This window comes from Prevotella intermedia ATCC 25611 = DSM 20706, assembly GCF_001953955.1.
Lineage (GTDB): Bacteria > Bacteroidota > Bacteroidia > Bacteroidales > Bacteroidaceae > Prevotella > Prevotella intermedia.
The window spans coordinates 183059-208914 of sequence record NZ_CP019300.1; the positions used below are offsets into that span (position 1 = coordinate 183059).

Consider the following 25856-nt stretch of genomic DNA (forward strand, 5'->3'; position numbering starts at 1 on the left):
AAAACGAAATTCGTTTTCTTAAGAATGAAACTCTGACAAGCCCTCTTTGCCTCTCAAAAACCTTGTTTACAAACGCTTATAAGTAACAATGGTGTTACCGTAAAACTCTTTTTTCACAACGGCAATGTTGTGGGGAAGGTGCGGAGCGGCTACACCATTGTTTATTGTAAAGGGGGCTGTTTCCACACGAATCTCGTCCCACAGTCCTGCATCTATAAACGATTGCAACGTGCGTGCGCCACCTTCTACGATGAGAGAGCATATCTTCTGCTCGGTTTCGTTGCGCCGATTGATGGTTTCCACGAGATGTTGCAGACTGTTCACGCACAAGGTTCCGTCTGGCAGAGTATTGGTCTTATAAGTTGAAGACATTACGATTTTCTGCGGATTTCTACCGCTCCACTCCCTTACTGTAAGGCGTGGGTGTTCCGTTTCTTCGGTATTGCGCCCCACAAGAATGGCATCGTACTCGGCACGGAGTTTGTGCACGAGCATTTTTGTGAAGGCATTGGAAATCTGCAGTGCAGGTTTTCCGTTGCCAGCAGCTTGCGAATAGCCCATGAAACCGTTGGCGGTCTGCGCCCATTTCAGCAAGATGTAAGGTCGGTTCTCCGTATTCCGCACGATAAACTCACGGTTCAGCATCAGGCATTCTTGCTCCAAGATCCCCACCGTAACATCTATTCCTGCCTTGCGAATACGCTCAATGCCACGCCCTTGCACAGCCGAGAAGGGGTCTACACAGCCACAAACCACTCTGCGGACGCCTTTCCGTACTATTAAATCGGCACAAGGAGGCGTTTTTCCGTGGTGCGAACAGGGTTCAAGACTCACATAAATGGTAGCTTCGGAAAGCAAATGCTCGTCTTCGCTGCGCACCGACCGAAAGGCGTTTACTTCGGCGTGCCCCTCTCCGCAACGCACGTGATAGCCCTCACCGATGATTTTTCCCTCACCGCTTACTATCACTGCGCCCACCATAGGGTTGGGCTTTGCCTGCAATCTGCCATTCTTTGCCAACTGCAAACAGCGGCGCATATACATTTCGTCTATATCCTCTTGCTTCATTTCCATTTATTTTTTACCTTTGCAAATATGTACACAACCTACCAAAACCTGTGCCAACGGCTTACGGAAGTTTATCCGACAAGCGAAGCGAAAGCCATCGTTAGAATGGTTTTAGAAGACTATTTCAGGCTAACGCTTGCCGATATTTACACCGACAAAGTTACGCAATTATCGGCAGACGATGCCAACGAACTCGAAAAAATAATGCTTCGGTTGGAAAAGGGCGAACCTGTGCAGTACGTTCTCGGCTCGGCTACGTTCTGCGGACGGCAGTTTGGCGTGGCAAAGGGCGTGCTTATCCCCCGTCCCGAAACGGAATTGCTCTGCGAATGGGTAGCTTCTGCCCACGATTGCCCTTTCTGCGGCTTGCAACCGCCTGCTCCTTTGCGCATCTTAGACGTAGGAACGGGCAGCGGTTGTATTGCAATTACACTGTCGTTGAATATGGCAAACACCGTTGTTACGGCTTACGACATTTCGTCGGACGCGCTTTTGATAGCCCGCGACAACGCCATAAGGTTGGGAGCAGCGGTGAATTTCCAGTTGAAAGATGCATTACAGCTTGCGGCAACCGAAGAAACGTTCGACATTATCGTAAGCAATCCACCCTATATCTGCGACAGCGAGCGTACGGAAATGATGCGGAACGTGCTCGAATACGAGCCTTCAACCGCTCTTTTCGTACCCGATGACGACCCGCTGCGCTTCTATCGCTCCATTGCAGAATATGGAACGACAGCCCTTTCGCACGGTGGCGAACTCTATTTTGAAATCAATGCCCGCTTTGCCGACGAGGTTTCGGCTATGCTAAACGCTTTGGGCTATGCCGAAATAGAGGTGCGCAACGACCAATTCGGCAGACAACGATTCGTAAAAGCCATACGCCCATGATACAAAAGAAACAAATAAGCGAGACAGAAGCCTTGCGCAAACTTGGCGACCTTTGCGCTCGTGGCGAGCATTGTTCGGGCGAAATAGCAGAGAAGTTGCGCAAATGGGGTATTGCAGCCGATGCACAGGAACGCATTATCGACAAACTCATTGATTATAAGTATATCGACGACGAACGATTTACACGCTCGTTCGTGCGCGATAAGATTGCTTTCAACAAGTGGGGACGCCGAAAAATAGAACAGGCATTGTGGCAAAAGCGCATTCCACAAAGCATTTCGCAGCCCATTCTCGACGAAATTGAACCAGAAGAATACTTGAATGTGCTGCGCCCACTGCTGAAAAGCAAGTATCCAACCATCAAGGCTGAAACCGATTACGAACGTTCCATAAAGCTGATAAAATATGCAATGGGGCGTGGTTTTACGCTCGATTTAATTCGTCAGTGCATAGACGATGCCTCAATAGTAGACGATATAAACGAAGAATGACGCAGATTAGCTTCTTTTCCCGTGTGCTCGACCTCGTTGCACCTCGTGCTTGTCCTGCCTGTGGGCGCAGACTCGGCATTACCGAAGAACCTCTTTGTGCTGCCTGCAACATTGCGCTGCCTCGCACGATGCACCATCTTCAACCCTTCGACAACGAATTGGCACGTCTTTTCTGGGGCAGAATACCGATAGAAAAATGCGCTGCTTTCTTCCTTTACAAGCCCAACTCGCCCTCAAGCAACCTTATTTATAAGCTGAAATACTTCGACCGTCCCGACATTGGCGAACAGCTCGGACAGCTTGTTGCAACCGAATATGCAACGGAAAACTTCTTCGACGGCATTACTGCCCTGCTGCCCGTACCCCTCACACGCCGTCGCACCATTCAGCGAGGCTATAACCAAAGTCTTGAAATAGCACGTGGAATAAGTGCCGTAACGGGGCTGCCCATCGTTACAAAAGCCATTCGCAGAAAGTCGTTTATAGAAAGTCAGACGCAGAAAGACTTATGGCAACGCACCAAAAACGTGGAAAACGCCTTTGAACTTCGCACAAACGCCAAACTGAACAACCAGCACGTACTCTTAATCGACGATGTAATTACCACAGGCGCAACGCTGACAGCCGTTGGAAAGGAACTTACGAAAGTTCCAAACATAAAAATCAGCATTCTCTCCCTATGCTTTGCAAGCGACAAATAAACAGGTTTGGATAGCCCCGTAATGAGCAGAAAAGAAGGAAAATACGTGTAAACATTTTTTACAAGCATAATCATTGCATAACAACCTTACTATCAACATTTTACAAAACCTATTGTTTTGCATTCCAAAAGCGGCTGTTTTGCACGGTAAAAGCGTAGGTTTTGCAGCGCAAAACAGCCGCTTTCGCAATGCCAAAGCGCAGTTATCACTTTTTAACGGAATTATATTTACAAAACCGAGGTTGTTTTTCAGCATCTGACTTGAGCGGTAAAAAGAAAATTGCTCCTCAATCAATTTCTACTGAACCTAAATAGTTTCAGGTTCTAATAAAATCTAAATCTTTTGCTTTTATTTTGTTATCCGAATATGTTGCCGTAACTTTGCACTCTTATAATAATAGGTACACGTAAAAAAGAAATAACAGATGGCATATTTATTTTCATCAGAATCAGTTTCAGAGGGGCACCCAGACAAGGTTGCCGACCAGATTAGCGATGCTCTTCTCGACCAGTTTCTTGCCTACGACGATACTTCTCGTTGTGCAATCGAAACTTTCAATACTACCGGACAAGTAGTGATTATGGGCGAAGTGCGCTCGAAAGAATACATTGATATTCCTGCCATCACACGCAAGACTATCAATAAAATTGGCTACACAAAGGCTGAATACCAGTTCGACGGCAATAGCTGCGGTGTTCTTTCTGCCATTCACGAGCAAAGTTCCGACATTAACCGTGGCGTAGACCGCACCGATGAGGACAATCAGGGCGCAGGCGACCAAGGTATGATGTTCGGTTATGCCTGCAACGAAACGGCAAACTATATGCCCGTTACGCTTGAATTGGCTCACTTGTTAATGACGACCTTGGCGGATATACGCAAAGAAGGAAAGGTGATGACCTACCTCCGCCCCGATTCAAAGAGCCAAGTAACGGTGGAATACAGCGACGACAACATTCCGCAACGCATTGATACGATTGTGGTTTCTACCCAGCACGACGACTTTGTAAAGCCTGCCGACGATTCTGTCGAGGCTCAATTGAAAGCCGACGAAGAGATGTTGGCAAAGATTAGAGAGGACGTTTTGAACATTTTGATGCCACGCGTGAAAGCGCAGATAGAGTCGGAAAAGGTGTTGGCACTGTTCAACGACAACATAAAATACTTTGTAAATCCTACTGGAAAGTTCGTTATCGGTGGTCCTCACGGCGACACAGGACTTACAGGTCGTAAGATTATTGTAGACACCTACGGCGGAAAAGGCGCGCACGGAGGTGGTGCTTTTTCTGGAAAAGACTCATCGAAGGTAGACCGCTCTGCAGCATACGCAGCTCGCTACATCGCAAAGAATATGGTAGCAGCAGGCATTAGCGACGAAATTCTTGTGCAATTGGCTTACGCTATCGGTGTTGCACAGCCCGTTAGCGTCTATGTGAACACCTACGGACGTGCCAACGTGGCTCTGACAGATGGCGAAATCGCCGAGAAAGTGAAACAAATGTTCGACCTTCGCCCCAAGACGATAGAACGAATGCTGAAGTTACGCCAGCCAATGTACTTGGAAACAGCGGCTTACGGACATATGGGACGCAAGAGCGAAACTGTGAAGAAAACCTTCACCAGCTTGTATCACGAAAGAAAAGAAGTAGAAGTGGAACTCTTCACTTGGGAGAAACTCGACAGAATAGCAGAGATTAAGAAAGCATTCGGACTGTAAAAGAATATGCCAACAACCGATTCCATCGCCACACCGCCACTGTTAAGGCGGCTGCAAACTCCACCTCAGCAGTCTGCAAAGACCGCTACGACAGAGCGTGGGGAGGCGGGCATTGGACAGGCAGATACCGTTAAGACCGAAGGAACAAAGAGTTTGCTGAAATGGAAAGCTCCCAAGCCTTTCAAGCTGACAGACGTAAAGTTTGCTCAAGAAAGCTATTTCAAGGATAATCCATACTATCGTCCAGAACTCGGAATGTCGCATAGCGGCATACTTGGCGACCCTGCTCCTTACAGCGTGAGCAACGACAACGTTGTGGCAGGCACGCTGCTTGTGTGCTTTGCCTTGGTTATGATAGCCTCATCAATGTCAAGCGACTTCATTGTAAGACAGATAAAGGGTCTTTTCCACCGCCCCTATCGTCGTACAAATGTAGGCGAAACAGGACACGAAGTGCGCTTCCAAGTCTTTTTGGTAGTGCAGACGGCATTACTCTTGAGCATTACCTACTACTTGTTTACACGGTCTGAGAATGGCGGCAACTACATTGTTGATTCGCAACTGCTTGTCGTGGGTATCTTCTTTGCCATCTTCTTAGGGTATTTCCTTATAAAGAAGCTGTTGTATTCCGTTGTAAACTGGGTATATTTCGACCGCAAGAGCAATCAACAATGGTCGCAACTGACCTTGTTTATCGTATCTGCCGAAGGCGTGCTCATACTTCCTGCAGTGCTGTTGATGATTTATTTCGGGCTATCGGCGCAATATACGCTCATCTATGTAGCAGCCATTGTAGGTTTAGCCAAATTGCTTCTCTTTTACCAAGGATATGTCATCTTTTTTAAAAGAACAGCTGCCAGTCTGCAAATAATTTTGTACTTTTGCACCCTAGAATTAATGCCGCTGATAGCATTGATAGGGTTCTTGGTATATACCGATAACTATTTGACTATAATATTTTAGGACACGATGATTAAAAAGATATTAATATCACAGCCTAAGCCAGGGAGCGACAAGTCGCCCTATTATGAAATAGCCAAAGATTTGGGTGTAGAAATGGTGTTTCGCCCATTCTTTAAGGTGGAAGGCTTGTCGTCTAAAGAGTTTCGTCAGCAGAAAATTAACTTGCTTGATTACACTGCTGTGGTATTCACATCTCGCCACGCCATTGACAATTACTTCAAGTTGGCACAGGAAATGCGCATCACCATTCCTGAAACGATGAAATATTTCTGTGTGATAGAAACGATTGCGCTCTATATTCAGAAATATACGCAGTACAGAAAGCGTAAGATTTTCTTTGGTAATTCGGGTAAAATAGACAACCTGATTCCTACAATGGTAAAGCACAAGGACGAGAAATATCTTGTTCCGTTAAGCTCGGTGCACACCCATTCCATTGGAACGATGCTCACAAACAACAAGCTGAAGCACAAGGAATGTGTGATGTATCGCACCATTAGCAACGACCTTACAGAGGAAGAGAAGAAAACTTTCGACTACGATATGCTTGTTTTCTTCAGCCCTACGGGTGTTCGTGCCTTAAAAGAGAATTTGCCCGACTTTGAACAAGGCAACATTAAGATAGCTGCATTTGGTCCTGCAACAGCCAAAGAGGTGAAAGACCAAGGTCTGCGCCTTGATTTGGAGGCACCATCAGCTAAGTATCCTTCTATGACAGGTGCGTTACGTGCCTTCTTGGAAGAGCAGAAGAAGTAAGAAAACATAGGAGATTATCCTGCTCGGATTATCTTCCGAAACATAAAAAGCTAATCGCCAATGCCTATTACCCGCAGATTTACGTTGTGTAAAGAGGAGCGAATATGCAGCAAACTGCTCATAGACAAGCTCTTTAATGGGGGGAATAGCCATTCTATGGTTGCTTTTCCGCTGCGGGTAGTATATGTGATAAAAGACCGTAACGAAGCACAAGACGCAACAATACCACAAGCAAAGATACTCGTCAGCGTACCAAAGAAGCACTTTAAACGTGCCGTAAAGCGCAACAGAGTGAAACGACAGGTAAGAGAAGCGTACCGAAAGAACAAGTACATCTTGCTCGACAAGCTGCAACCGATGCCGAATCAGGAGGTGTTACTCGCCTTTATATGGCTCGATAACATGCTTCACGCATCTGCGGATATAGAAAACAAGGTGTGCAATCTGCTCCAACGCATTGGTGAAAAGATGGAAACAGACAGAAAGGAGGCTATCCAAGAATGACGTTCCAGAAGGTTTTACACGCTGTTTCGCGCCTATTATCGTGGCTACTGATAGTTCCAATTCTGTTTTATCAACGGTTTATCACGCCTTTTACGCCCCCTTCTTGCAGGTTTACACCTACTTGTTCGGAGTACGCAAAGCAAGCATTGATGAAACATGGTCCGATTAAAGGACTCAGATTGGCAATCTGGCGAATACTAAGATGCAACCCATGGGGTGGAAGCGGATACGACCCAGTTCCCTAAACAACACATAAAAACACTCCAATAATACATTATATATAATACAGCCCTTGCGGGTTTTAAACACAATAATTGATGAAGAACTTTGTTGAAGAACTAAAATGGCGCGGTATGTTGGCGCAGATTATGCCTGGTACAGAGGAGTTTCTGCAAAAAGAAATGGTATCGGCATATCTTGGAACCGACCCTACTGCCGACTCTTTACACATTGGACACCTTTGCGGAATTATGATGCTCCGCCACTTGCAGCTATGTGGGCACAAGCCTTATCTGCTCATCGGTGGCGCAACAGGTATGATTGGCGACCCATCGGGCAAGAGCCAAGAGCGCAATTTGCTTGATGCCAAAACCCTTTACCACAACCAAGAGGCGATAAAGAAGCAGGTTAGCAAGTTCCTCGACTTCGATGGCGATGCGCCCAACAAGGCAGAACTGGTGAATAACTACGACTGGATGAAGGATTTCACCTTCCTCGACTTTGCCAGAACTGTTGGTAAGCACATCACTGTAAACTATATGATGGCCAAAGACAGCGTGAAACGCCGCCTCAACGGTGAAGCAAGCGACGGTCTTTCGTTCACTGAATTTACCTACCAGCTATTGCAAGGCTACGATTTCCTATACCAATACAAGAAGTTTGGTGTGAAACTGCAGCTCGGAGGCAACGACCAATGGGGCAATATGACTACGGGTACAGAGCTAATCCGCCGTACACTCGGACAAGAAGCCGAGGCTTACTGTCTGACTTGTCCACTTATAACAAAGGCAGACGGCAAAAAGTTCGGTAAAACCGAAAGCGGAAACATCTGGCTCGACCGCAACCGCACCACTCCATACGTATTCTACCAGTTCTGGCTCAACGTCAGCGACGACGATGCAGAGAAGTATATAAAGATATTTACTTCGCTCGACAAGCCCACTATCGACGCTCTTGTAGACGAACATCGTCAAGACCCAGGCCGCCGCAGCCTCCAACGCCGTTTGGCAGAAGAGGTTACACGTATGGTACACTCGCAGGAAGACCTTGATATGGCTATGGCTGCATCGAACATTCTCTTCGGTAAGGCTACCAAAGAGAACCTTCTGCAACTCGACGAGCAGACTTTCAACGACGTTTTCAAAGATGTTCCACACTACGAGGTATCTAAAGACTTGCTCGGACAGCCTGCAGTAGACATCTTCAACCAAGAAGGTATGCAGATTTTCCCAAGCAAGAGCGAAATGCGCAAACTTGTTAAGGGTGGTGGCGTATCACTTAACAAAGAGAAATTGCAAGCTTTCGACCAAGTAATTACTGCCGAAGACCTTATCGACGGTAAGTATTTATTGGTGCAGAAAGGCAAGAAAAACTACTTCCTTGTAATTGTGAAGTAACTTTATAACGCAAAAGACTGTAGATGAAAATGAGAAAATAGATAATGCAGGTTGAACTATTTCAACTCTATTTACCATTCCTCGTTTCTATCTACAGTCTTTTTTATTTGCAAATAGTTGAAGCAAAAATACCATTCTCCCTTACACTGCAACCCTTATTCAAACCCTTCTAAACTTAATCCTCATCGATGAAAAGTTCTTTCGATACCACTTTAAAACAAGGTTTCATTTTCGCTTTGCTTGCAACATTAGCTTTAGCAATTCTCTTTTTCGCTTATATATTCAATGGAAGCAGCCTCGACTATATGGACTTTGCAGGGTGGACATACTTTGCCACATCGTGTCTTACCCACGCCTGGCTCTTCATTTTTATTCCTTTCTTTGCCCTTTTCTTGCCGATGGAAATGATGGGACTGAAGCGTCGTTACTGCAATGCAGTGCTAACATTGGTTTACAGTTTCTTATTTATACTTGCTGTAACAAACAGCTACGTCTTCAACATCTACCATTTTCACATCAACGGACTGATATTGAAGTTCCTGACAAGTCCCGGTGCTTCCGAAATATTTGTCTTTTCCACAGCTATGAAACTGAAAGCAACCACCATTGCCATTGGCTTGGTTGGACTTTGCATTGGTCTTTGCTGGTTTTCTTGCTTTTTAAGCGCACGTCTCCGCATTGCCTCTTTCTATCGCAAGGCTCTGCTCCCACTATTTCTTATTGCCTTAACTTCGCAAACAATGCACATCTATGGTAGCGCGACGATGAAGACTTCAATCGTAGAAAGTACCGAAGTACTGCCCTACTATTTTCCGCTACGTATGAACTCGCTGCTCACGAAGTTAGGTATAGTAGACAAAAATAAGCTGAACCAGATACGATTTCAAAATAGCGAAGCGGCTGTAAACTACCCGTTGCACCCATTGACAGCAGAAAAGCCCGACAGTGCGCTCAACATCGTAATTCTGTGCATAGACTCTTGGAACCCACGCACTATGACACGCGAATGCACACCCAACATATACAAGTTTGCAGAGCAAGCAGAATACTACACGAAACATATCAGTTCGAGTAACGCCACTCGTGGTGGCATCTTCGGAATGTTCACAGGACTCTCGGCTTACTATTGGAAAAGTTTCGAGTTCGCAAACGTTCAGCCCGTTATGATAGAGGAATTGCTGCGTGCTGGCTACACCGTGCAAGCCTATCCGAGTGCAACGCTCGAATATCCGCCATTCGCAAAACTATTGTTCAAGAATGTAAAAGGACTGAATACCAAGACTGCAGGCAAGACACCCTACGAACGAGACTTACAAATAACACGCAATTTCCTGTCCGATTTGGACAAATACAATGGGCGTAAACCTTTCTTTTCGTTCGTCTTTTACGATTTAGCGCACGCAATAGAATTTCCGAAATCGAAGCTCTACCGCTTCCAGCCATCGTGGGAAACGTGCGATTATATGAAACTATCGAACGACACCGACCCCACACCTTTCTTCAACCTTTACAGAAACTGCGTGGCACAGGTGGATTCCTTAGTAGGACTGACACTCAACAAACTCAAAGCAAAAGGTCTGCTCCGCAACACCGTAGTGATGATAACAGGCGACCACGGGCAGGAATTTAACGAAAACCACAATAACTACTGGGGACACGCTTCCAACTATTCGTATTGGCAAACTGCCGTGCCAATGGTTTACTATTACCCAAACTGCAAACCTGCAAGACGAAACTACCGCACCACGCACTACGACATTTCGCCAACGCTATTGCATAAGGTATTGGGCATAAAAAATCCGCCCGCCGATTACTCTATGGGAAAGTATCTTTCCGATTCCTCTCCCCGAGATTGGCATCTTGTCGGCAGCGACCTATACTACGCTTTCATACGTTCCGACGGTACAATAATAGAGAAACGAGGTGCAGGCAACATTAAAATCTTAGACAAGCGCATGCGTTCTATCGACGAGTATCCGCTTGATGCACGTAAGCTGAATGAGGTAATACTGGATATGAACCGCTTTTTTAAGAAGAAACAGAAGTAAAAGAAACAACAAATAATTGCTGTCTGCTAAGATGTAAAATACAACAATATTTCTTTGTGTATGGGCGAAAAGAAAGCAATAAATCTGTAATTATTTTTCAAGAGAGCATTTGTTTCGTAACTCGCTATATACCAGTGTATTACAAAACCTATTGTTTTGCATTCCAAAAGCGGCTGTTTTGCACGGTAAAAGCATAGGTTTTGCATCGCAAAACAGCCGCTTTCGCAATGCCAAATCGAAATTACTGTTTCCTTCGGAATTATCTTTACAAAGCCAAGGGTATTCTCAAATGTGATACAACTAAAAATAATATCGGCAAATGCGATATTATAAACAAAGAAAGCGTGTAAAGTAAACCGTATTAAGCCAACTTTTCCAATAGCTTGACACACGTCGTTTACTTTACACGCTCGTCTGTTTTATGTTACTTCTGAATTATCTGGAAAGCAGATTGCTTCTTTCCAGCCTTTGTCAAAGGCATCTGTGTAACGCCTTTAGATGTTCCTTGTACGATGCGAATAGGAGCAACCTTGCTGCCAGCTTCGCCAGCTGGAGTTGTGAATTCAACCTTTTCGAGTGGTCCCCATTCGTCATTGGCATTCTTAGCCAAAGAGCAAGCATAGTACGTTGTAGATGGAGTTGCGTTCCAAGTTGCGTTATCAACACCGTATTGGTTCCAATATGGGTCCTGTTCACGGTCTTCCTTCAACAGATTTTTAACGCCTTCCTCGCCCATTTCAGGCTTATCGTATGCATTCTTTTCAATGATAATGTCTCTGTGTACTGAACATTCGCTGTTTGGAGTGTAGATTACACGTTGGTAGTAACTATCGCCACTCTTTGCAAACTCCTTGATTTCGATACTTACTTTGGCAACGCCAGTGCCACCAAGTTTCTTTGTTGTAACTGGAACAACAACCATATCTGCGTAGGTTTCTGCTGCGTCCCACGCTTGCACATAGATTTCGTACTTGGTGTCAGGTTGCAAACCAGTCCATTCGTGTGTGTATTCGCCAGTGCATTGTACACCCCACTGCTTAATCATATCGCCCATATTGCTTAGTCCCATCATTGGACCGAACTGCTCGAACTGCTCTTTAGCCTTACCTTCAACAAAGATACAAACTGCATAGCCCTTAGCATCTGCATTGGCTGCGAATTTGGCTTTAACGGTTGTAGATGTTGCATCTACGATTTCGCCCGTTACCTTAGGATTTCCTATGAGTGGTTTCTTAGGAGTTGTAAATTCTGCTTTCGACATATTGCAAGCCACACCGTACTTGTCGAAGCCAATCGTAATGATGGTGTAAGGTGTATTATCCTTGAATGGTTGGTCGAAACCAGTCATCTGCGCGTTCGTGAAATCGTCTTGCATCATAGTCTGATTGGTTCTCTCAAAGTAAGAAGCAGCAATATCATCGGTAGTTATCTTGCTTGAAACAGACTGTGGGATACAAGCAATTTTATACGATTTACATTCTGGTGTCTTCTTTACTGCTACCCAAAGAGTATCGCCGGTAGAACCACTCTTGTAGTCTTTAAAGGTTACATCGGCTGCAACTCTGCCTTCAACGGTTGCAAAGAAAACGTTATCAATGCGGTCGACCATAAACGCCTTGTGAGAGTTGGTCTTTTCCAATACTATCAATCGGTTAGGTTCTGTCTGTGCAAACGCTGTCAGACTAAAGATTGCCATAAGGCAAAGTAATATGTTCTTTTTCATTGTTTTACGAATTTAAAGGTTGTGTTTTTAACTTTGATAATAAATACGCCATGTTGCAGGCTTGAAGCATCAATGCCTTCGCCGTCAGCAACTTTCGTGCGCAACATAGTTCGACCCTTCAGGTCGTAGATGGCAACATCTGTTTGTTCGGCATTTAAGCCGTTGATGTAAAGCATATCGCCACGCTGGGAAATCTTGATTCCCCCCGTTTCGTTGTTGCCTACTTTACCGATTCCGTCTGTTGTCTTAACAAACCTAATGTCTTTAATGGCAGATAACTTCCACACAGGTTCTACTGTAAAAGCACTTCCAATGATGTGCATTCCGTCAGCAGCGAAGGTTATCTTCTGAATGTCTGTTATGGCATACTTGCCAACAGCACCCGATTGTGGTGTAACCACGAGCTGCGTCTGCGCATAAACTTGTGAGAAGCCCATCGTCATTATGGCTGTTACGACAATTGAGAATAGTCTTTTCTTCATAATGATTGATATCTAAGTTAATGTTTAAATTATAATAATTGCAGATTTTCCAATTCTCTATTCTGTGATTTTCTGGATTTCATCTATAATTCCTTATATACGGAAAGCATTCACACACTATCGTATCAAGGCGTTATTGAATTGTAAAGGTACAAGTAAATTCGGAAAAACTTAATTTCCCTTAAGATTTTTGTATTAAATTAACAATACTACAGACTCTTTATAAAAAGGAATAATACAGTGAGTTCGCTATAAGAATTACGTCCATATCTTATTTACAAGATTCTTAAAGAAAGAACTGATTATGATTTAATGCGCTTGTAATCAAAAAGTAATGAAGCTTCTTCACCAAAATCTTACATCAAACTCACGTTATTCTATGAGCGAAAAGAAGATAATAATTGTGTAAATATTTTTCACAAGCATAACTATTACATAACCCACTCTGCGTCAATGCATTACAAAACCTATTGTTTTGCGTTCCAAAAGTGGCTCTTTTGCATTGCAAAACCTACGCTTTTACCGTGCAAAAGAGCCGCTTTCGCAATGCCAAAGCGCAGTTATCACTTTTTAACAGAATTATCTTTACAAAAACAAACGGAAAGCTTAATACTTGAACGATGAGCCTCCCAAGAACTCTCGAAGCAACGATGTTGGCGGCAGACTGCGGAAAGGCAGCGATGCAAAGTAGCTTAAGAATTTACGCAAACGATAGGCTTCGGCGTATTCATCGCACTTTTCGGGTACCTGTTCCAATACGGCTTCAGCTTGCGCCTTCAGTACCGCAACCTCGTAAAGCATAGCTGTGTTGAACATGGCATCGGCATTTTCCTGATAGGGGAATATCCATTTCTTTTCGCCAGCACGCACGCTTGGCCAGCGGCGTATGGTATCTTGTGCCGAACAACCGCGATACTTGTAGTCGCGAACAATGCGGCGAATGAGTCGATTGTCGGTTGTTGGAATATAATTGTGGTCGTCTAACAGAATGGTTGTCAATGCAGAAGCGTAAATGCGAAACTTCTTTTCGTCGGCAATATCCTTTGTCAGCATCGGGTTCAGTGCGTGTATGCCTTCTACTATCAGCACGTTGTTCGGCTTTAAACGCAACTTTTTGCCTTTCATTTCGCTCATTCCCGTTTGGAAATTATAGCTTGGCAACTGCACTTCTTTGCCTTGGAACAAAGCTGTAAACTGCTCGTTGATGAGCGGAATATTCAGCGCATACAGATTTTCATAGTCGTACTCGCCCGTTTCGTCCTTCGGTGTGTCTATGCGATTTACGAAATAGTCGTCTAACGAAATCTGTACAGGTTTCACTCCACACGTCAGCAGCTGCACCGAAAGTCGTTTGCAGAACGTAGTTTTGCCACTCGACGATGGACCAGCTATCAGTACAATGCGTACCCCTTCTTTATTTGCGATGGTTTCTGCCATTTGCGAAATCTTCTTTTCCTGCAACGCTTCGCTCACATTTATAAGGTCGTTGGCAAATCCTTGCTTCACGGCTTCGTTGAAATCGCCCACCGTTCGCACGCCCAAGATTTCTTGCCAACGATGGTGAACCCTGAACACCTCAAACATTTTGCCTTGATTTATAAAGTCGTCTAACTTAGCAGGGTTCTCCGCTGAGGGTACGCGAAGCAACAATCCGTCGAAGAATTTCTCGACTCCGAACAGCTTAATCTGCGATGTGTTTGTAAGCATCGAACCATAGTAGTAGTCCACGTAGTCGTCCAACTTGTAATAAGTGGTGTAGAGCGAGCCCATGTTTTCAAGGAGTTTCACCTTCGCTTCGTCGCCCAATTCGCGGAACATATTGAGAGCCTGCTCGGTTGTCGCTTCGTAGTGTCGTATAGGCAAGGCTCTGTCTATAATGCTTTGCATTTGCTGACGTATCCTTGTTGCATCGTCTTCGGTAACGGTGTGCCCTATACTGATGTTGCAGTAGTAGCCATTCGACACAGGAATGTCTATCACCACCTTGCTCTTTGGATAAAGGTCGTGCACTGCTTTGCACAGCACCATGAACAGCGAGCGGGTGTAAGTACGCACGCCCGACGCTGAATGAAGGTCGAGAAACTCGACGTCTTTATTCTGAAAGACCTGATAGTTCATTCCTTCCACCTTGTTGTTCACCTTTGCGCTCACTGGTCCGAAGTCCATTTTCAAATTAAATGCACGATAAACCTCATAAAGTGTGCTGCCGATTGGGACTTCTAAAGTTTTTTTATTATTTTTGCAACGGATTTGTAATACTTGTTTCATCTTGTATGAACGTTTAACGATTTAAATCAGGGTATAAAGTTAGCAAGTTCTCATTAAAGAGCAAAAAAAATTGCATTACAATACAATTAATTATGACAACAGGTGTTTATTTAGCCATTCTTTTTAAGATTATCGGCTCATTGGCATTGCTTATTTACGGTATGAAGGTAATGAGCGAAGCATTGCAAAAGATGGCAGGCTCACAATTACGCCACATTTTGGGCGCAATGACAACAAACAGATTGACAGGTATGCTTACAGGAACGTTCATTACCTGTGCCGTTCAATCATCTTCAGCAACAACGGTAATGACCGTTTCGTTCGTAAATGCGGGACTGCTGACACTTGCACAAGCCATTTCGGTGATTATGGGTGCCAATATCGGAACCACACTCACAGCTTGGATTATGTCGTTAGGCTATTCGGTAGACCTTACGAGCTTTGTCTTCCCAGCCTTCCTTATAGGTATTGTGCTGATTTACTCGCGAAAAATGCGCTATGTGGGCGACTTCCTGTTTGGTCTTTCCTTTATGTTCTTCAGCCTTGTGCTGCTGAGCGATGCTGGGAAAGCACTCCATCTGGATACAACACCTGAAGTAATAGAGTTCTTTAAGTCGTTCGACGTAAACAGCTACTTCACCATTCTGGCTTTCCTTGCTATCGGTTCCATCATCACTTGTATTGTTCAGTCGTCCGCTGCCGTCATGGCCATCACCATTTTGCTATGCTCTACGGGTGTCTTACCTATCTATCTTGGCATCGCTTTGGTAATGGGCGAAAACATTGGTACAACCATTACAGCCAATTTAGCAGCCTTGGCTGCCAACACACAGGCACGAAGAGCCGCCTTGGCACACCTTATGTTCAACGTTATCGGTGTGGTTTGGGTGCTCGCCGTGTTCTATCCCTTCGTAAATATGGTGTGCGGATTTGTTGATTACGACCCTACCGCAGGCGCATTTAATGCCAATATCAAGGTTAAACTGCCTATTGTCTTGGCAGCTTTCCACACTTCGTTCAATATTATCAATACTTTCTTGCTGATTTGGTTTGTCCCTCAACTCGAGAAAATGGTTTGTATGTTTATCAAACCACGCAAGAGCGAAACCGAAGAAGACTTCCGTTTGCGTTTCATTCAGGCAGGTATCATGAAGACGCCAGAACTTTCTGTACTCGAAGCAAGCAAGGAAATACATTCATTTGCCGAGCGTATGCAACGTATGTTTGGCATGGTAAGAGAGCTGTTGAACACCACTGAAGAGTCGAAATTCGTAAAACTATACTCACGAATAGAGAAGTATGAACGCATTTCGGACAACATGGAGATAGAAATTGCGAAGTATTTGGACCAAGTAAGCAATGCCCACCTCAGCGATGAAACAAAGGAAAAGGTGCGTTCCATGCTGCGCGAAATATCCGAACTCGAAAGTATCGGCGACTCTTGCTACAACATAGCACGCACCATAAACCGTCGTATATTGGCAAAAGAAGACTTCACCGAAAAGCAATACAACCGCATGGGGCAGATGTTTGAACTCACTGACGATGCCCTAACACAGATGAACAACTTGCTGGTAGGCCACAAGCACGACAACGATGTGAACCATTCGTTCAACATTGAGAACGAAATGAACAACTACCGCGACCAGTTACGCACGCAGAATATTCAAGACGTGAACGACCATAAGTACACTTACGCCATCGGAACAATGTATATGGACATTATCCAAGAGTGCGAAAAGCTCGGCGACTATGTTGTAAACGTTGTTGAAGCACGTATGGGAGTAAAACAAAACAGTTGATTTCAAATGGTTTATTTTGGAGTTTAAAGAGCTTTTATTAACTTTGCCAATATGGAACAAGAAAGTTTTGCACGACAATACAGCCCAGTAAACTATACAATGAACGTAAGAGGACAACTCTTCGACCTCTCGAAGCCTTGTGTAATGGGTATCTTGAACGTTACACCCGACTCTTTTTATGCCGACAGCCGCATGCAAACAGAGGCAGAGATATACAAACGCACCAACCAGATTATAGCGGAAGGAGCAAAGATTATCGACGTTGGCGCATGCTCAACACGCCCAGGCGGAGAGTTCGTAGATGAAGCGGAAGAGATGCGCCGCCTTACCATGGCACTGCCCATCATTCGCCAAGCACAGCCCGATGCCATTATTTCCATCGACACTTTCCGCGCATCAATCGCCCGACGCATGGTCGAGGAGTTCAATGCAGATATTGTAAACGATGTTGAAGAAGGCGGCGACCCCGATATGTTCCGCACCGTTGCCGAGTTGGGCACACCTTATATATTAATGTCGAAGGCCGCCAACATGCACGATATGCTCATCAATCTATCGCGCGAAGTGCAGGAATTGCGTGCCCTTGGACAGAAAGACATCATCTTAGACCCAGGCTTTGGCTTTGGCAAAGACACCATCGACGGCAACTATGCACTCATGGGAGTAATGGAACAGCTGCACGCCTTGGAGCTTCCCATACTTGTTGGCATTAGCCGCAAACGCATGATTCACCAGCTATTGGGCATCACAGCACAGGAAAGCTTGAACGGAACGACAGCCCTGAATATGATTTCACTGATGAAAGGTGCAAGCATTTTGCGTGTTCACGATGTGAAAGAAGCCGTAGAAACCATACGGATTTACGAACGTTTGGTAGCTGCGACAAAGGCAGAATAGGCTGCCCGTTGCACAAAAGAAATAGCAGAAAGGAAGGAATATGTTTTTTGAATTTGGCTTAAAAGACATCATCGATATAGTGTTGGTAGCACTTATGCTCTACTACCTCTATCGCATTATGAAAGAATCGCGTTCGCTCAACGTGTTCGCGGGCATTATGGTGTTCGTCGTTATCTGGCTTATCGTCAGCCAGGTATTGGAAATGCGACTCTTGGGAAGCATTATGGACAAGTTGGTTTCTGTGGGAGTAATCGGTCTTATCGTGCTCTTTCAAAAAGAAATACGCTACTTCCTCTACAACCTTGGTGCGCACCAAAAGGCAAAAAACATACTGAAACTGTTCCGAAGTGAGAAGAACAAGAAAGGCGCAGACCGCAAAGCCATTCTCCCAATCGTTATGGCGTGCATGAATATGGGCAAGGGAAAAGTGGGCGCACTCATCGTTATAGAACGCAATGTTATCTTGCAAGACATCGTAGAAACAGGCGACTACATCGATGCACGCATCAATCAACGACTTATAGAAAACATTTTCTTCAAGAACTCGCCTCTCCACGACGGCGCAATGATAATATCGAAGAAGCGCATAAAGGCAGCAGGCTGTATTCTGCCTGTAAGCCACAGCCAAGACATTCCAAAAGAATTTGGACTCCGCCATCGTGCTGCAATGGGTATCTCGCAATCTTCCGACGCCCTTGCCATAGTTGTTTCAGAAGAAACAGGCAAGATTTCGGTGGCAATTCACGGCGAGTTTCAAGTGCGCTTATCTGCCGAACAGCTTGAAAGCATCTTGGCAAAGGAACTTGCAGACCTATAAAAACAAAGGAAAACAATACACAGAACAAACCTACTTTAAGTCCATTACGCTTGGGCATAAAGTAGGTTTGTTGTTTTTAAGAATCCACTTCGCACAATGTGGTATCAACTATAATCTTTCTTTTTCTTTATTTCCTGCTCCCTTGCCCTTGTATTTCGACTTGGTGGCATTGAAACTATAGCTAACGGTGCACTCTATGGCACGAGTGTTTGAAAGTTTTTCCATATAGAATTCCCTTACACCACTATAAAAAGTGAATTGATTTTTGCGAGCCGTATTGAAAATATCATTGACGATAAACTTCATCTTCCAGTGTTGCCCCCACTGCTTGGTTACACCAGCATTGATTTGCCACACTTTTCCCACATCTAAATTTTCACCATTACCTTTACTCCTCCAGCTCAAATCTACATTTAGCATACAGGTCGGCGACAGTACAAGAAGGTTATTGAATCTTATAATACACATTGGTTTGTTGAACCGCTTTACTTCACCTCTGTAGATTTCCTTGTAGAAAGGTGCTATAACACCGACCATCAAGGCAGGGTAGTAATGTTTGAATTGGGGCGAGAGTTGTACTACTAATTGTAATTCATCTAAGTTATAATCAGAGTTCATTTTCTTAGATAAGGTTGCATTATCTTCGCCATAATCTATAGCCGACGTTATGATTTTATCCGTTGTATGCATATAGCTTGCCAACAGCATTGCCCAGTTGTATCGTACATTGAGCGAAACATTATCAATGTACGATGGACGTAGCAACGGATTTCCACTTTCGTAGAGATAGCGGTTTATGTACAAGATGGTGCCACTGAGTTGAGAATACAGCGGACGGTTATACTTCTTGGCATAGCTGAGTTGCAACATACTTTTGCCTATCGGCATTACCAACATCGCCGTTGGAAAGAGTTTATTGTAGATACGAGATTGTTCTGCAATTTTTATTCCGTTCTGATAATAGTTGCTATTTACATGCTCGTAACGGGTTCCTAATTGCATAATTATCTTTCCCAATCGTTGTTGCAAATCTACATACACTGCCGTGTTGTTCTCTTTTATCAGAGGAATGTTGTCTGCCAAAAGCTTTTCTACATTGAAGAAATACTCATCACGCTGACTGTTAGAATACTCTGTTCCCAAACTGAGCTGTCCTTTCCATAGCGTTCTGGACAAATGCAATTCGCCTGCAAGCATACGCGACTTGTTATTATCAATCAGTGTAAGGGTTTTATTGGAAGTGTTACGATTTATTTCCTCCGTACAATTCTCTATTTTCCCTTTCTTCCACAACACATCAAAGGCCGCATCCAGCACCCATTTACCTATTGCGTTGGTATAATATCCATTGATATTATGCGTCGTTGTGCGGTTTTCGGCATCGCTGGAAACATTACTTTCATCTTCCAATATATTGTCTATCCACGATTTTGTCTGAGCCATACCCCAAACCTTGTGAGGCGTGTGTGTTACTTTATAGTACACACCCAACGAATGAATAGGCGAGAACGTATAGTTGAAACCTATTCGACCGTCATACATTTGCGAACGGTCCTTCGACTTTATGTCGATATTTTGCGTATATAATGAGGAAAGCCATATATTTTGCAGGTTGCTACCTGCTCCTTTCATCTTGCTTCTCGAATATTCCAAATCGGCAAATATATCAAGTTTGTTAATGCGGTAGTTCATATTAACAACCTCAGAGCCGTAGAGATAATCGCAATAATTCAGCTTGGTAGTACTGTCAAATGCAAAACCTTCGCCCGACTCTCTTTCGGCTGTAATACGTATTACTGCCTTTACAGTGGCATTGTAGCGCGCACCAGGATTTGTTACAACTTCCACTTTCTTTATTTTGTTTGACTTGAGTTGTTCCAGCAAATTGTCGTTATTTACTTTCCGACCATTGATATAGATTACAGGCGCACCCTTCCCAAAAACCTCGATACCGCCTTGATTGCTGATTACACCCGGTAAACGGGCAATGACGTCTTTAGCATTGCCTAACCGCTCAAGAATCGTACCCTTCACCATTGTAACCAGTGCATCTCCCTCTATGCGTGTGACAGGCTTGTCCGACTTAACAACTATTTCTTCCATATTGACGGCATTGGCTGTCAAGCAAATAACAAGAGGTTCGTTGGTTCTTGCGTGGATTATCTTAGTATCGTATCCAATACACGACACTCTCAGCAATCCTTTTAATGCATTCTCAATTTTAAACTCACCCTTTTCGCCTGTTACCACACCCGTAACAAACGACGAGTCAGTGTCATTTAGCAAAACTACATTTGCAAAAGAAATAGCTTTCTGGTTACTATCTACTACTTTGCCGTGATAACTCTCTTGTGCATGTGTTGAAAAACATATACAACTAAGAAGAACAATGATGAATAAACTTCTTGCTATCATATTTTTTGTTTTGTTATTACATTGCCACAAACCTAATAAACTTGCTAATTCTTGGTTATATATAGGCATTATTTTTAGTTGTTTGTTACTTGTACTGCAAAGATAAGGCTTTTATTTTATAATATTAAGTAAAAAATAGCTTTTTCTTCTACTTTCTTTACAGTGTCCCAAACAGCGCAACTGTGTTGCAGGCAAGTTGAAAAAGGGAATCCATCATTGTGTACCTCTATATTAAAAACATTAGGTTGTAGTGTCGTATAACTATTTAGGCGTATTTCTTTTTATCCAAATACAAATCCAACAACAATTCTTCAAATGATAAACAAAATCACATTAATCTTTTATTAAAATAGATACAGAACTATGAAGATACCTTGAAAAACAAACTATAATAGTGTAAATATTTTTCACAAGTATAACTATCATATAACCCACTCTGCGTCAGCGCATTACAAAACCTATTGTTTTGCGTTCCAAAAGCGGCTGTTTTGCACGGTAAAAGCGTAGGTTTTGCATCGCAAAAGAGCCGCTTTCGCAATGTCAAATCGAAATTATCGTTTTTCAATGAAATTATCTTTACAAAATCAAAGGTGTTTTCACGTGTTGGTTTGAAGGTTTATAGAAACCTTAGAAAGACTATGAACCTTAGGTGAAAACATTTTCCCTTGGTGTCAGGAACGTGATGAATCACGTCCCTGCCTGCCATTATAAACCTACTTTATGCGTATAAGTGCATAGGCACAAAGTAGGTCTGCTTGTTTCGGATAACGGTTTTTACACTATTCCGCTATTTCAGGAATAACGTAAGAGAGCGATTTCAGCACATCTTCATGCGAGCAACCCTCCTTGAAAACAATAAAAATGGTGTCGTCGCCTGCTATTGTTCCCAATACTTCGGGCAAGGCACTGTTGTCCAAGTTGTAGGCAATGGCACTGGCATAGCCCGGACGCGTCTTCATAATAGCCATCTGCCCAGAGAACTGAATGGAAAGATAGCCGCTGTGGCGAAGCATTTCCGATGCTATCCGTGGTGTCGAAACACGTTTGTACATTGAGTCGTTAGGCAGCACGTAAACGTATTTTCCGCCCATAGAGGCAGCTTTTGCCACCTTCAGCTGCTTGAGGTCGCGGCTCAATGTAGCCTGTGTAAGCTTAAAGCCCTCCTTCTCCAACGCCTTGATAACTTCTTCTTGCGAACTCAACTCCATACTCGAGATGAGCATCTTTATCGTTTCTAATCTTTTGGTCTTTACTTTCATACTACAGAATATCTATGCGTTATTTACACGCAAAAATATCCAATAATTTCCAATTATGCAAGAATTGTTTCAAAAAAGATTACTTTTTATACATCTTTATCTACTTGCGGCACTTAAAATCCTGCTTTTCTTTCAATCGCTACGGATAGTTCTGACGTTTTTGTCGTCAAAGTATTGTACGCCAACCGAGTGAAAGTCAGTGTACGATATTGTCTTTATATATAATAAGGTGTAAAGCTATTGAAAACCCAAAAAGAAACAAAAATATCGCTATTTTGCAAAAAAGTTGCTCAAAAATTTGGAGGTTAATGAATTAATACATACTTTTGCAGTGTACTACATAAGTAATACAGCATAACAAGAGATAATAATTTAAACAAAAATACAGCTATGATTGAAGTCAAAAACTTAGTATTCAACTATCCCGGCAACAAGAAAAAGGTGTTCGACGGATTGAATTTAACGCTCAACGAAAACCGCATTTATGGTCTTTTGGGTAAGAATGGTATGGGTAAGAGCACTTTGCTTTACTTAATATCTGGTTTGTTGCGCCCAAAGAGCGGTGAGGTTAGCATCGATGGAATGGAAACAAAGAAGCGTCGTCCGGAAATGCTTCGTGAAATATATGTAGTGCCAGAAGAATATAATCTTCCAAATCTCACGCTGAAGCAGTATGTGAAAGTACATCAAGACTTTTACCCACGCTTCAGCGAGGAGATTTTAATGAAGTGTCTGAAAGATTTTGAAATGCAGCCAGACGTAAACTTCAAGCACCTGTCAATGGGTCAGAAGAAGAAGATTTATATGAGTTTTGCCGTGGCTTCTTGCTGCCAGCTGCTCTTAATGGACGAGCCGACAAACGGTCTTGACATTCCTTCAAAGGCACTTTTCCGCAAGGTGATAGCAGGAAACCTGCCTGCCGACTCGTCGCTCATTATATCTACGCACCAAGTACACGATGTTGAGCAGCTGCTCGACCACGTTTTCGTTCTCAATAACTCGGAGATGATAATCAACGCATCGGTGGAAGAGATTGCTAAAGAATACGAATTTACTTACCGTAACGCCAACGAGATGGACGAAAACGTGCTTTACGCCGAGCCATCGCTGCAAGGCAACGCTGTAATTGCACGCAGAAAGGCAGACAGCCCCGAAACTACAATCAACTTGGAATTGCTCTTCAATGCAGCAACATTAGGTAAACTAAACAATAAATAAGGAGGAAAAGATATGAAAAAGATATTTGGTTTTACATTCAACGTATGCCTTTCAATATTGGTTTTTGCACTGTTGTTCACATCGTGCGTACATAAGAAAAGAGATATGGGCAAGGTTATAACAAAGGAAATAAAGGTTACGCCTTTCCAAGACCTTAGTTTGTTTTCCAACTCAACAGTGAATATCATTCCCGGCGACACATTTAAAGTAGTGGTAAAAGGCAAAGAGAAGTTGCTTGCTAACGTAAGCGCAAAGGTTGAGAACGGCGTACTGACAGTATCTGATACAAGGGAACTCTTCTCCAATAAAAACGAATTAAACTTCGGAACATTTACAAGAGAAGACTATTTTACCGAAATTTACATCACAATGCCCACCCTGCGCAACATCTACCAAGAGGGTAATTCATCTATAAACATCAACAAAACGATGACAGGAGACAGCATTTACATCGATATACTTGGCAATTCCGACCTTAATATTGCAGGACTTACAGCGAAAAGCCTAAAGATGAATGTTCAAGGAAATGCCAGTGTAGACTTGGCACACTTAACCGTAGACCGCACAAATGTGGATGTCTTAGGCAATGCGTCAATGGATTTAATGTTCGATTTAGGCGGCGATGTAAACTTAGGCATACAAGGAAACGGTTCTGCAACGCTCACAGGTGTAACCCGTAACCAACCTATTTACAAGATGCAGGGCAACGGAACCATTAACGACCGCACTACTCGTGCACAGAAATAATAAAGTAAAAAACTTGTAAAACATTAGAAACAAAACTACAATATGGAAAATTTCAATATACAACGATTCGGCAATGTTTGCTCAAGACTCGTGATGATTAGAAAAAAAGAATACTTCAGAATGTTCTTGGGACTTATGTTGGTTTTCACTTTTTTTAGTGTATTGGCTTGTAACCCTTTCAAGTTAGAAGCCCTTAGCGATGAAACTTATAAGCTTGCATTCCTCAAAATATCAGGTTTAATAGGTGTTATTTCATTTATAATTGTAGTTCTTAGTGGCTCAATGATTATCAGCGACTTGAAGACAAAGCAACAAAGAATAGACGAACTTGCATTACCAGCCACCAATCTTGAGAAGTTTGTGGCACGTGCAATAGGTTCTACCCTTCTTGCAGTAGTAATTTTGGTAGTTGCTTTCTTTGTAGCTGACCTTCTGCAAATGCTCATCAATATGTTGCTGCACAAGGGAACGTTTGCCTCAATAACTGTGGCGGTGAAGGATACAATAATGAAAACAAGAGACTTTGATATTACACCATTCCAGCATGAAACCGCTATGGCGACATTAATATCAACGTTGCTCTCCTTCTTAGGTGCCAACACTACTTACGTTCTGGGTGGTATGCTGTTCAGAAAGTCGGCTTGGCTGAAGACTTCCTTGGCACTCATTATCCTTGGTATCATTATTTTCAGCTTATTCGTTGGCTATGGTTACCTCGTTTACAAGTACACCGACTACGTGGTATATATCCCTGAATGGATACAAAGCAAATGGTTTTCTACAACGCTCAGCATTGTTCAAATAGTGGTTTGCTACTATCTTGCTTACCGCATCTACTGCAGGTTGCAGGCCATCAACACTCGCTGGCTAAATATTTAAACAGTTATTGCTTGTGGATAGGGCTGTTCGCAGCCCTCCACAATCTCCTCTCTCAACTTTAAAAGAAAGGATTTAATTATGAATTTCAATAGTAACAAGGCTATATACGAGCAGATGGCAGAACGCCTATGCGACGAGATAATTGCCGAAAACTACAAGGCAGACGACCGAATACCCTCGGTAAGGGAGTATGCCATTATGTTGGAGGTGAACACCAACACCGCCGTAAAGGCGTATGAGCTACTCGCCCGCGAGGAAATAATCTACAACAAGCGAGGCTTAGGCTACTTCGTGTCGCCCAACGCACGCACGCAGATACTCGCCCAACGCAAGGACGAGTTTGTAAACGAGATGTTGCCAGAGGTTTTCAGACAGATGGCACTGCTCGAAATCGATATAAAGGACATCGAAAAAATGTGGAACGAAACGCACACTTCGTAGCGTAAACAGAATATGACGTCATTTTCTACCAAATATGACGTCATATTTGCTGAAATATGACGTCATATTTAAAAAGAACACATAATCAAACAAGCATAACCTACTTTAAGCATTGAAAAACTTGCTGCTTATAAAAAATATTTATAATATTGC

The 25856-nt window shown here is 43.4% G+C and carries 25 protein-coding genes; 19 read left to right on the forward strand and 6 right to left on the reverse strand.

Annotation, left to right across the window (positions count from 1 at the left end):
- Window positions 1-66: 66 nt before the first annotated feature.
- The gene (gene ribD, locus BWX39_RS00790) at window positions 67-1074 is read right to left on the reverse strand and encodes a bifunctional diaminohydroxyphosphoribosylaminopyrimidine deaminase/5-amino-6-(5-phosphoribosylamino)uracil reductase RibD (RefSeq protein WP_036860538.1); all 1008 of its coding nucleotides are present in this window, start codon (window positions 1072-1074) and stop codon (window positions 67-69) included.
- Window positions 1075-1095: 21 nt separating this feature from the next.
- Between ribD and prmC the strand changes: the two genes are divergently transcribed.
- The 11 genes from prmC to BWX39_RS00845 all read left to right on the forward strand — a co-directional run bounded on the left by prmC (window position 1096) and on the right by BWX39_RS00845 (window position 10755).
- On the forward strand, window positions 1096-1959 hold the full coding sequence (gene prmC, locus BWX39_RS00795; RefSeq protein ID WP_028905482.1) for a peptide chain release factor N(5)-glutamine methyltransferase: 864 nt from the start codon (window positions 1096-1098) through the stop codon (window positions 1957-1959).
- Window positions 1956-2450, forward strand: coding sequence for a regulatory protein RecX (locus tag BWX39_RS00800; RefSeq protein ID WP_028905483.1), 495 nt, complete (start codon window positions 1956-1958; stop codon window positions 2448-2450). The genes prmC and BWX39_RS00800 overlap by 4 nt, the downstream gene beginning before the upstream one ends.
- Window positions 2447-3151: a ComF family protein gene (locus tag BWX39_RS00805; RefSeq protein WP_028905484.1), complete on the forward strand. Its 705-nt coding sequence runs from the start codon at window positions 2447-2449 to the stop codon at window positions 3149-3151. The genes BWX39_RS00800 and BWX39_RS00805 overlap by 4 nt, the downstream gene beginning before the upstream one ends.
- 73 nt (window positions 3152-3224) lie before the next feature.
- Entirely contained in the window at window positions 3225-3410 is a 186-nt protein-coding gene (locus BWX39_RS12295) for a hypothetical protein (protein WP_076123148.1), read from the forward strand.
- A 165-nt stretch (window positions 3411-3575) separates the two neighbouring features.
- Window positions 3576-4868: a methionine adenosyltransferase gene (gene metK / locus BWX39_RS00815; RefSeq protein ID WP_028905485.1), complete on the forward strand. Its 1293-nt coding sequence runs from the start codon at window positions 3576-3578 to the stop codon at window positions 4866-4868.
- A 6-nt stretch (window positions 4869-4874) separates the two neighbouring features.
- Window positions 4875-5831 (forward strand): DUF4271 domain-containing protein, encoded by a 957-nt coding sequence (locus tag BWX39_RS00820; protein ID WP_028905486.1) that lies wholly within the window; start codon window positions 4875-4877, stop codon window positions 5829-5831.
- A gap of 6 nt (window positions 5832-5837) precedes the next feature.
- A complete protein-coding gene (locus tag BWX39_RS00825; protein WP_014709259.1) occupies window positions 5838-6587 on the forward strand; it encodes a uroporphyrinogen-III synthase in 750 nt (249 codons plus the stop codon).
- Window positions 6588-6647: 60 nt separating this feature from the next.
- Complete coding sequence (locus BWX39_RS00830; RefSeq protein ID WP_028905487.1) at window positions 6648-7091, forward strand: ribonuclease P protein component; 444 nt, start codon at window positions 6648-6650, stop codon at window positions 7089-7091.
- The gene (gene yidD / locus BWX39_RS00835) at window positions 7088-7336 is read left to right on the forward strand and encodes a membrane protein insertion efficiency factor YidD (RefSeq protein ID WP_076123150.1); all 249 of its coding nucleotides are present in this window, start codon (window positions 7088-7090) and stop codon (window positions 7334-7336) included. Before BWX39_RS00830 ends, yidD begins: the two co-directional genes overlap by 4 nt.
- Window positions 7337-7408: 72 nt before the next feature.
- Window positions 7409-8707: a tyrosine--tRNA ligase gene (gene tyrS / locus BWX39_RS00840; protein ID WP_028905488.1), complete on the forward strand. Its 1299-nt coding sequence runs from the start codon at window positions 7409-7411 to the stop codon at window positions 8705-8707.
- Between the two features lie 188 nt (window positions 8708-8895).
- The gene (locus tag BWX39_RS00845; RefSeq protein ID WP_028905489.1) at window positions 8896-10755 is read left to right on the forward strand and encodes a sulfatase-like hydrolase/transferase; all 1860 of its coding nucleotides are present in this window, start codon (window positions 8896-8898) and stop codon (window positions 10753-10755) included.
- 424 nt (window positions 10756-11179) lie between these two features.
- Here the strand turns inward: BWX39_RS00845 and BWX39_RS00855 are convergent, their stop codons facing one another.
- The 3 genes from BWX39_RS00855 to BWX39_RS00865 form a co-directional block, all read right to left on the reverse strand.
- The gene (locus BWX39_RS00855; RefSeq protein WP_028905491.1) at window positions 11180-12478 is read right to left on the reverse strand and encodes a hypothetical protein; all 1299 of its coding nucleotides are present in this window, start codon (window positions 12476-12478) and stop codon (window positions 11180-11182) included.
- Window positions 12475-12960 carry a T9SS type A sorting domain-containing protein gene (locus BWX39_RS00860; RefSeq protein WP_028905492.1) on the reverse strand — a complete coding sequence of 162 codons (486 nt, stop codon included), beginning with the start codon at window positions 12958-12960 and terminating at the stop codon, window positions 12475-12477. The genes BWX39_RS00855 and BWX39_RS00860 overlap by 4 nt, the downstream gene beginning before the upstream one ends.
- 606 nt (window positions 12961-13566) lie before the next feature.
- Window positions 13567-15228 (reverse strand): nucleoside kinase, encoded by a 1662-nt coding sequence (locus tag BWX39_RS00865; RefSeq protein ID WP_028905493.1) that lies wholly within the window; start codon window positions 15226-15228, stop codon window positions 13567-13569.
- A gap of 92 nt (window positions 15229-15320) precedes the next feature.
- On the opposite strand from BWX39_RS00865, the gene BWX39_RS00870 reads away from it, so the two are divergent.
- Genes BWX39_RS00870 through cdaA form a run of 3 tightly spaced genes read left to right on the forward strand, consistent with a single transcriptional unit; the run spans window position 15321 to window position 18744 of the window.
- Window positions 15321-17030, forward strand: coding sequence for a Na/Pi cotransporter family protein (locus BWX39_RS00870; RefSeq protein WP_028905494.1), 1710 nt, complete (start codon window positions 15321-15323; stop codon window positions 17028-17030).
- Between the two features lie 51 nt (window positions 17031-17081).
- Window positions 17082-17927: a dihydropteroate synthase gene (gene folP, locus BWX39_RS00875; RefSeq protein WP_028905495.1), complete on the forward strand. Its 846-nt coding sequence runs from the start codon at window positions 17082-17084 to the stop codon at window positions 17925-17927.
- Between the two features lie 40 nt (window positions 17928-17967).
- Window positions 17968-18744 (forward strand): diadenylate cyclase CdaA, encoded by a 777-nt coding sequence (gene cdaA / locus BWX39_RS00880; RefSeq protein ID WP_028905496.1) that lies wholly within the window; start codon window positions 17968-17970, stop codon window positions 18742-18744.
- A 108-nt stretch (window positions 18745-18852) separates the two neighbouring features.
- Here the strand turns inward: cdaA and BWX39_RS00885 are convergent, their stop codons facing one another.
- On the reverse strand, window positions 18853-21159 hold the full coding sequence (locus BWX39_RS00885; protein WP_028905497.1) for a TonB-dependent receptor domain-containing protein: 2307 nt from the start codon (window positions 21157-21159) through the stop codon (window positions 18853-18855).
- A 461-nt stretch (window positions 21160-21620) separates the two neighbouring features.
- Here BWX39_RS00885 and BWX39_RS12305 point away from each other — a divergent pair, with 461 nt between their 5' ends.
- On the forward strand, window positions 21621-21812 hold the full coding sequence (locus BWX39_RS12305) for a hypothetical protein (protein ID WP_080651544.1): 192 nt from the start codon (window positions 21621-21623) through the stop codon (window positions 21810-21812).
- Between the two features lie 126 nt (window positions 21813-21938).
- Here the strand turns inward: BWX39_RS12305 and BWX39_RS00895 are convergent, their stop codons facing one another.
- Window positions 21939-22418 carry an arginine repressor gene (locus BWX39_RS00895; protein ID WP_028905498.1) on the reverse strand — a complete coding sequence of 160 codons (480 nt, stop codon included), beginning with the start codon at window positions 22416-22418 and terminating at the stop codon, window positions 21939-21941.
- A 390-nt stretch (window positions 22419-22808) separates the two neighbouring features.
- Here BWX39_RS00895 and BWX39_RS00900 point away from each other — a divergent pair, with 390 nt between their 5' ends.
- The 4 genes from BWX39_RS00900 to BWX39_RS00915 all read left to right on the forward strand — a co-directional run bounded on the left by BWX39_RS00900 (window position 22809) and on the right by BWX39_RS00915 (window position 25703).
- Window positions 22809-23636, forward strand: a complete 828-nt coding sequence (locus tag BWX39_RS00900; RefSeq protein ID WP_014709242.1) for an ABC transporter ATP-binding protein — start codon at window positions 22809-22811, stop codon at window positions 23634-23636.
- Between the two features lie 12 nt (window positions 23637-23648).
- Window positions 23649-24383, forward strand: coding sequence for a GIN domain-containing protein (locus BWX39_RS00905; RefSeq protein WP_028905499.1), 735 nt, complete (start codon window positions 23649-23651; stop codon window positions 24381-24383).
- A gap of 93 nt (window positions 24384-24476) precedes the next feature.
- The gene (locus BWX39_RS00910; RefSeq protein ID WP_244271485.1) at window positions 24477-25262 is read left to right on the forward strand and encodes a hypothetical protein; all 786 of its coding nucleotides are present in this window, start codon (window positions 24477-24479) and stop codon (window positions 25260-25262) included.
- A gap of 78 nt (window positions 25263-25340) precedes the next feature.
- Window positions 25341-25703 carry a GntR family transcriptional regulator gene (locus BWX39_RS00915; protein WP_028905501.1) on the forward strand — a complete coding sequence of 121 codons (363 nt, stop codon included), beginning with the start codon at window positions 25341-25343 and terminating at the stop codon, window positions 25701-25703.
- Window positions 25704-25856 lie beyond the last annotated feature (153 nt).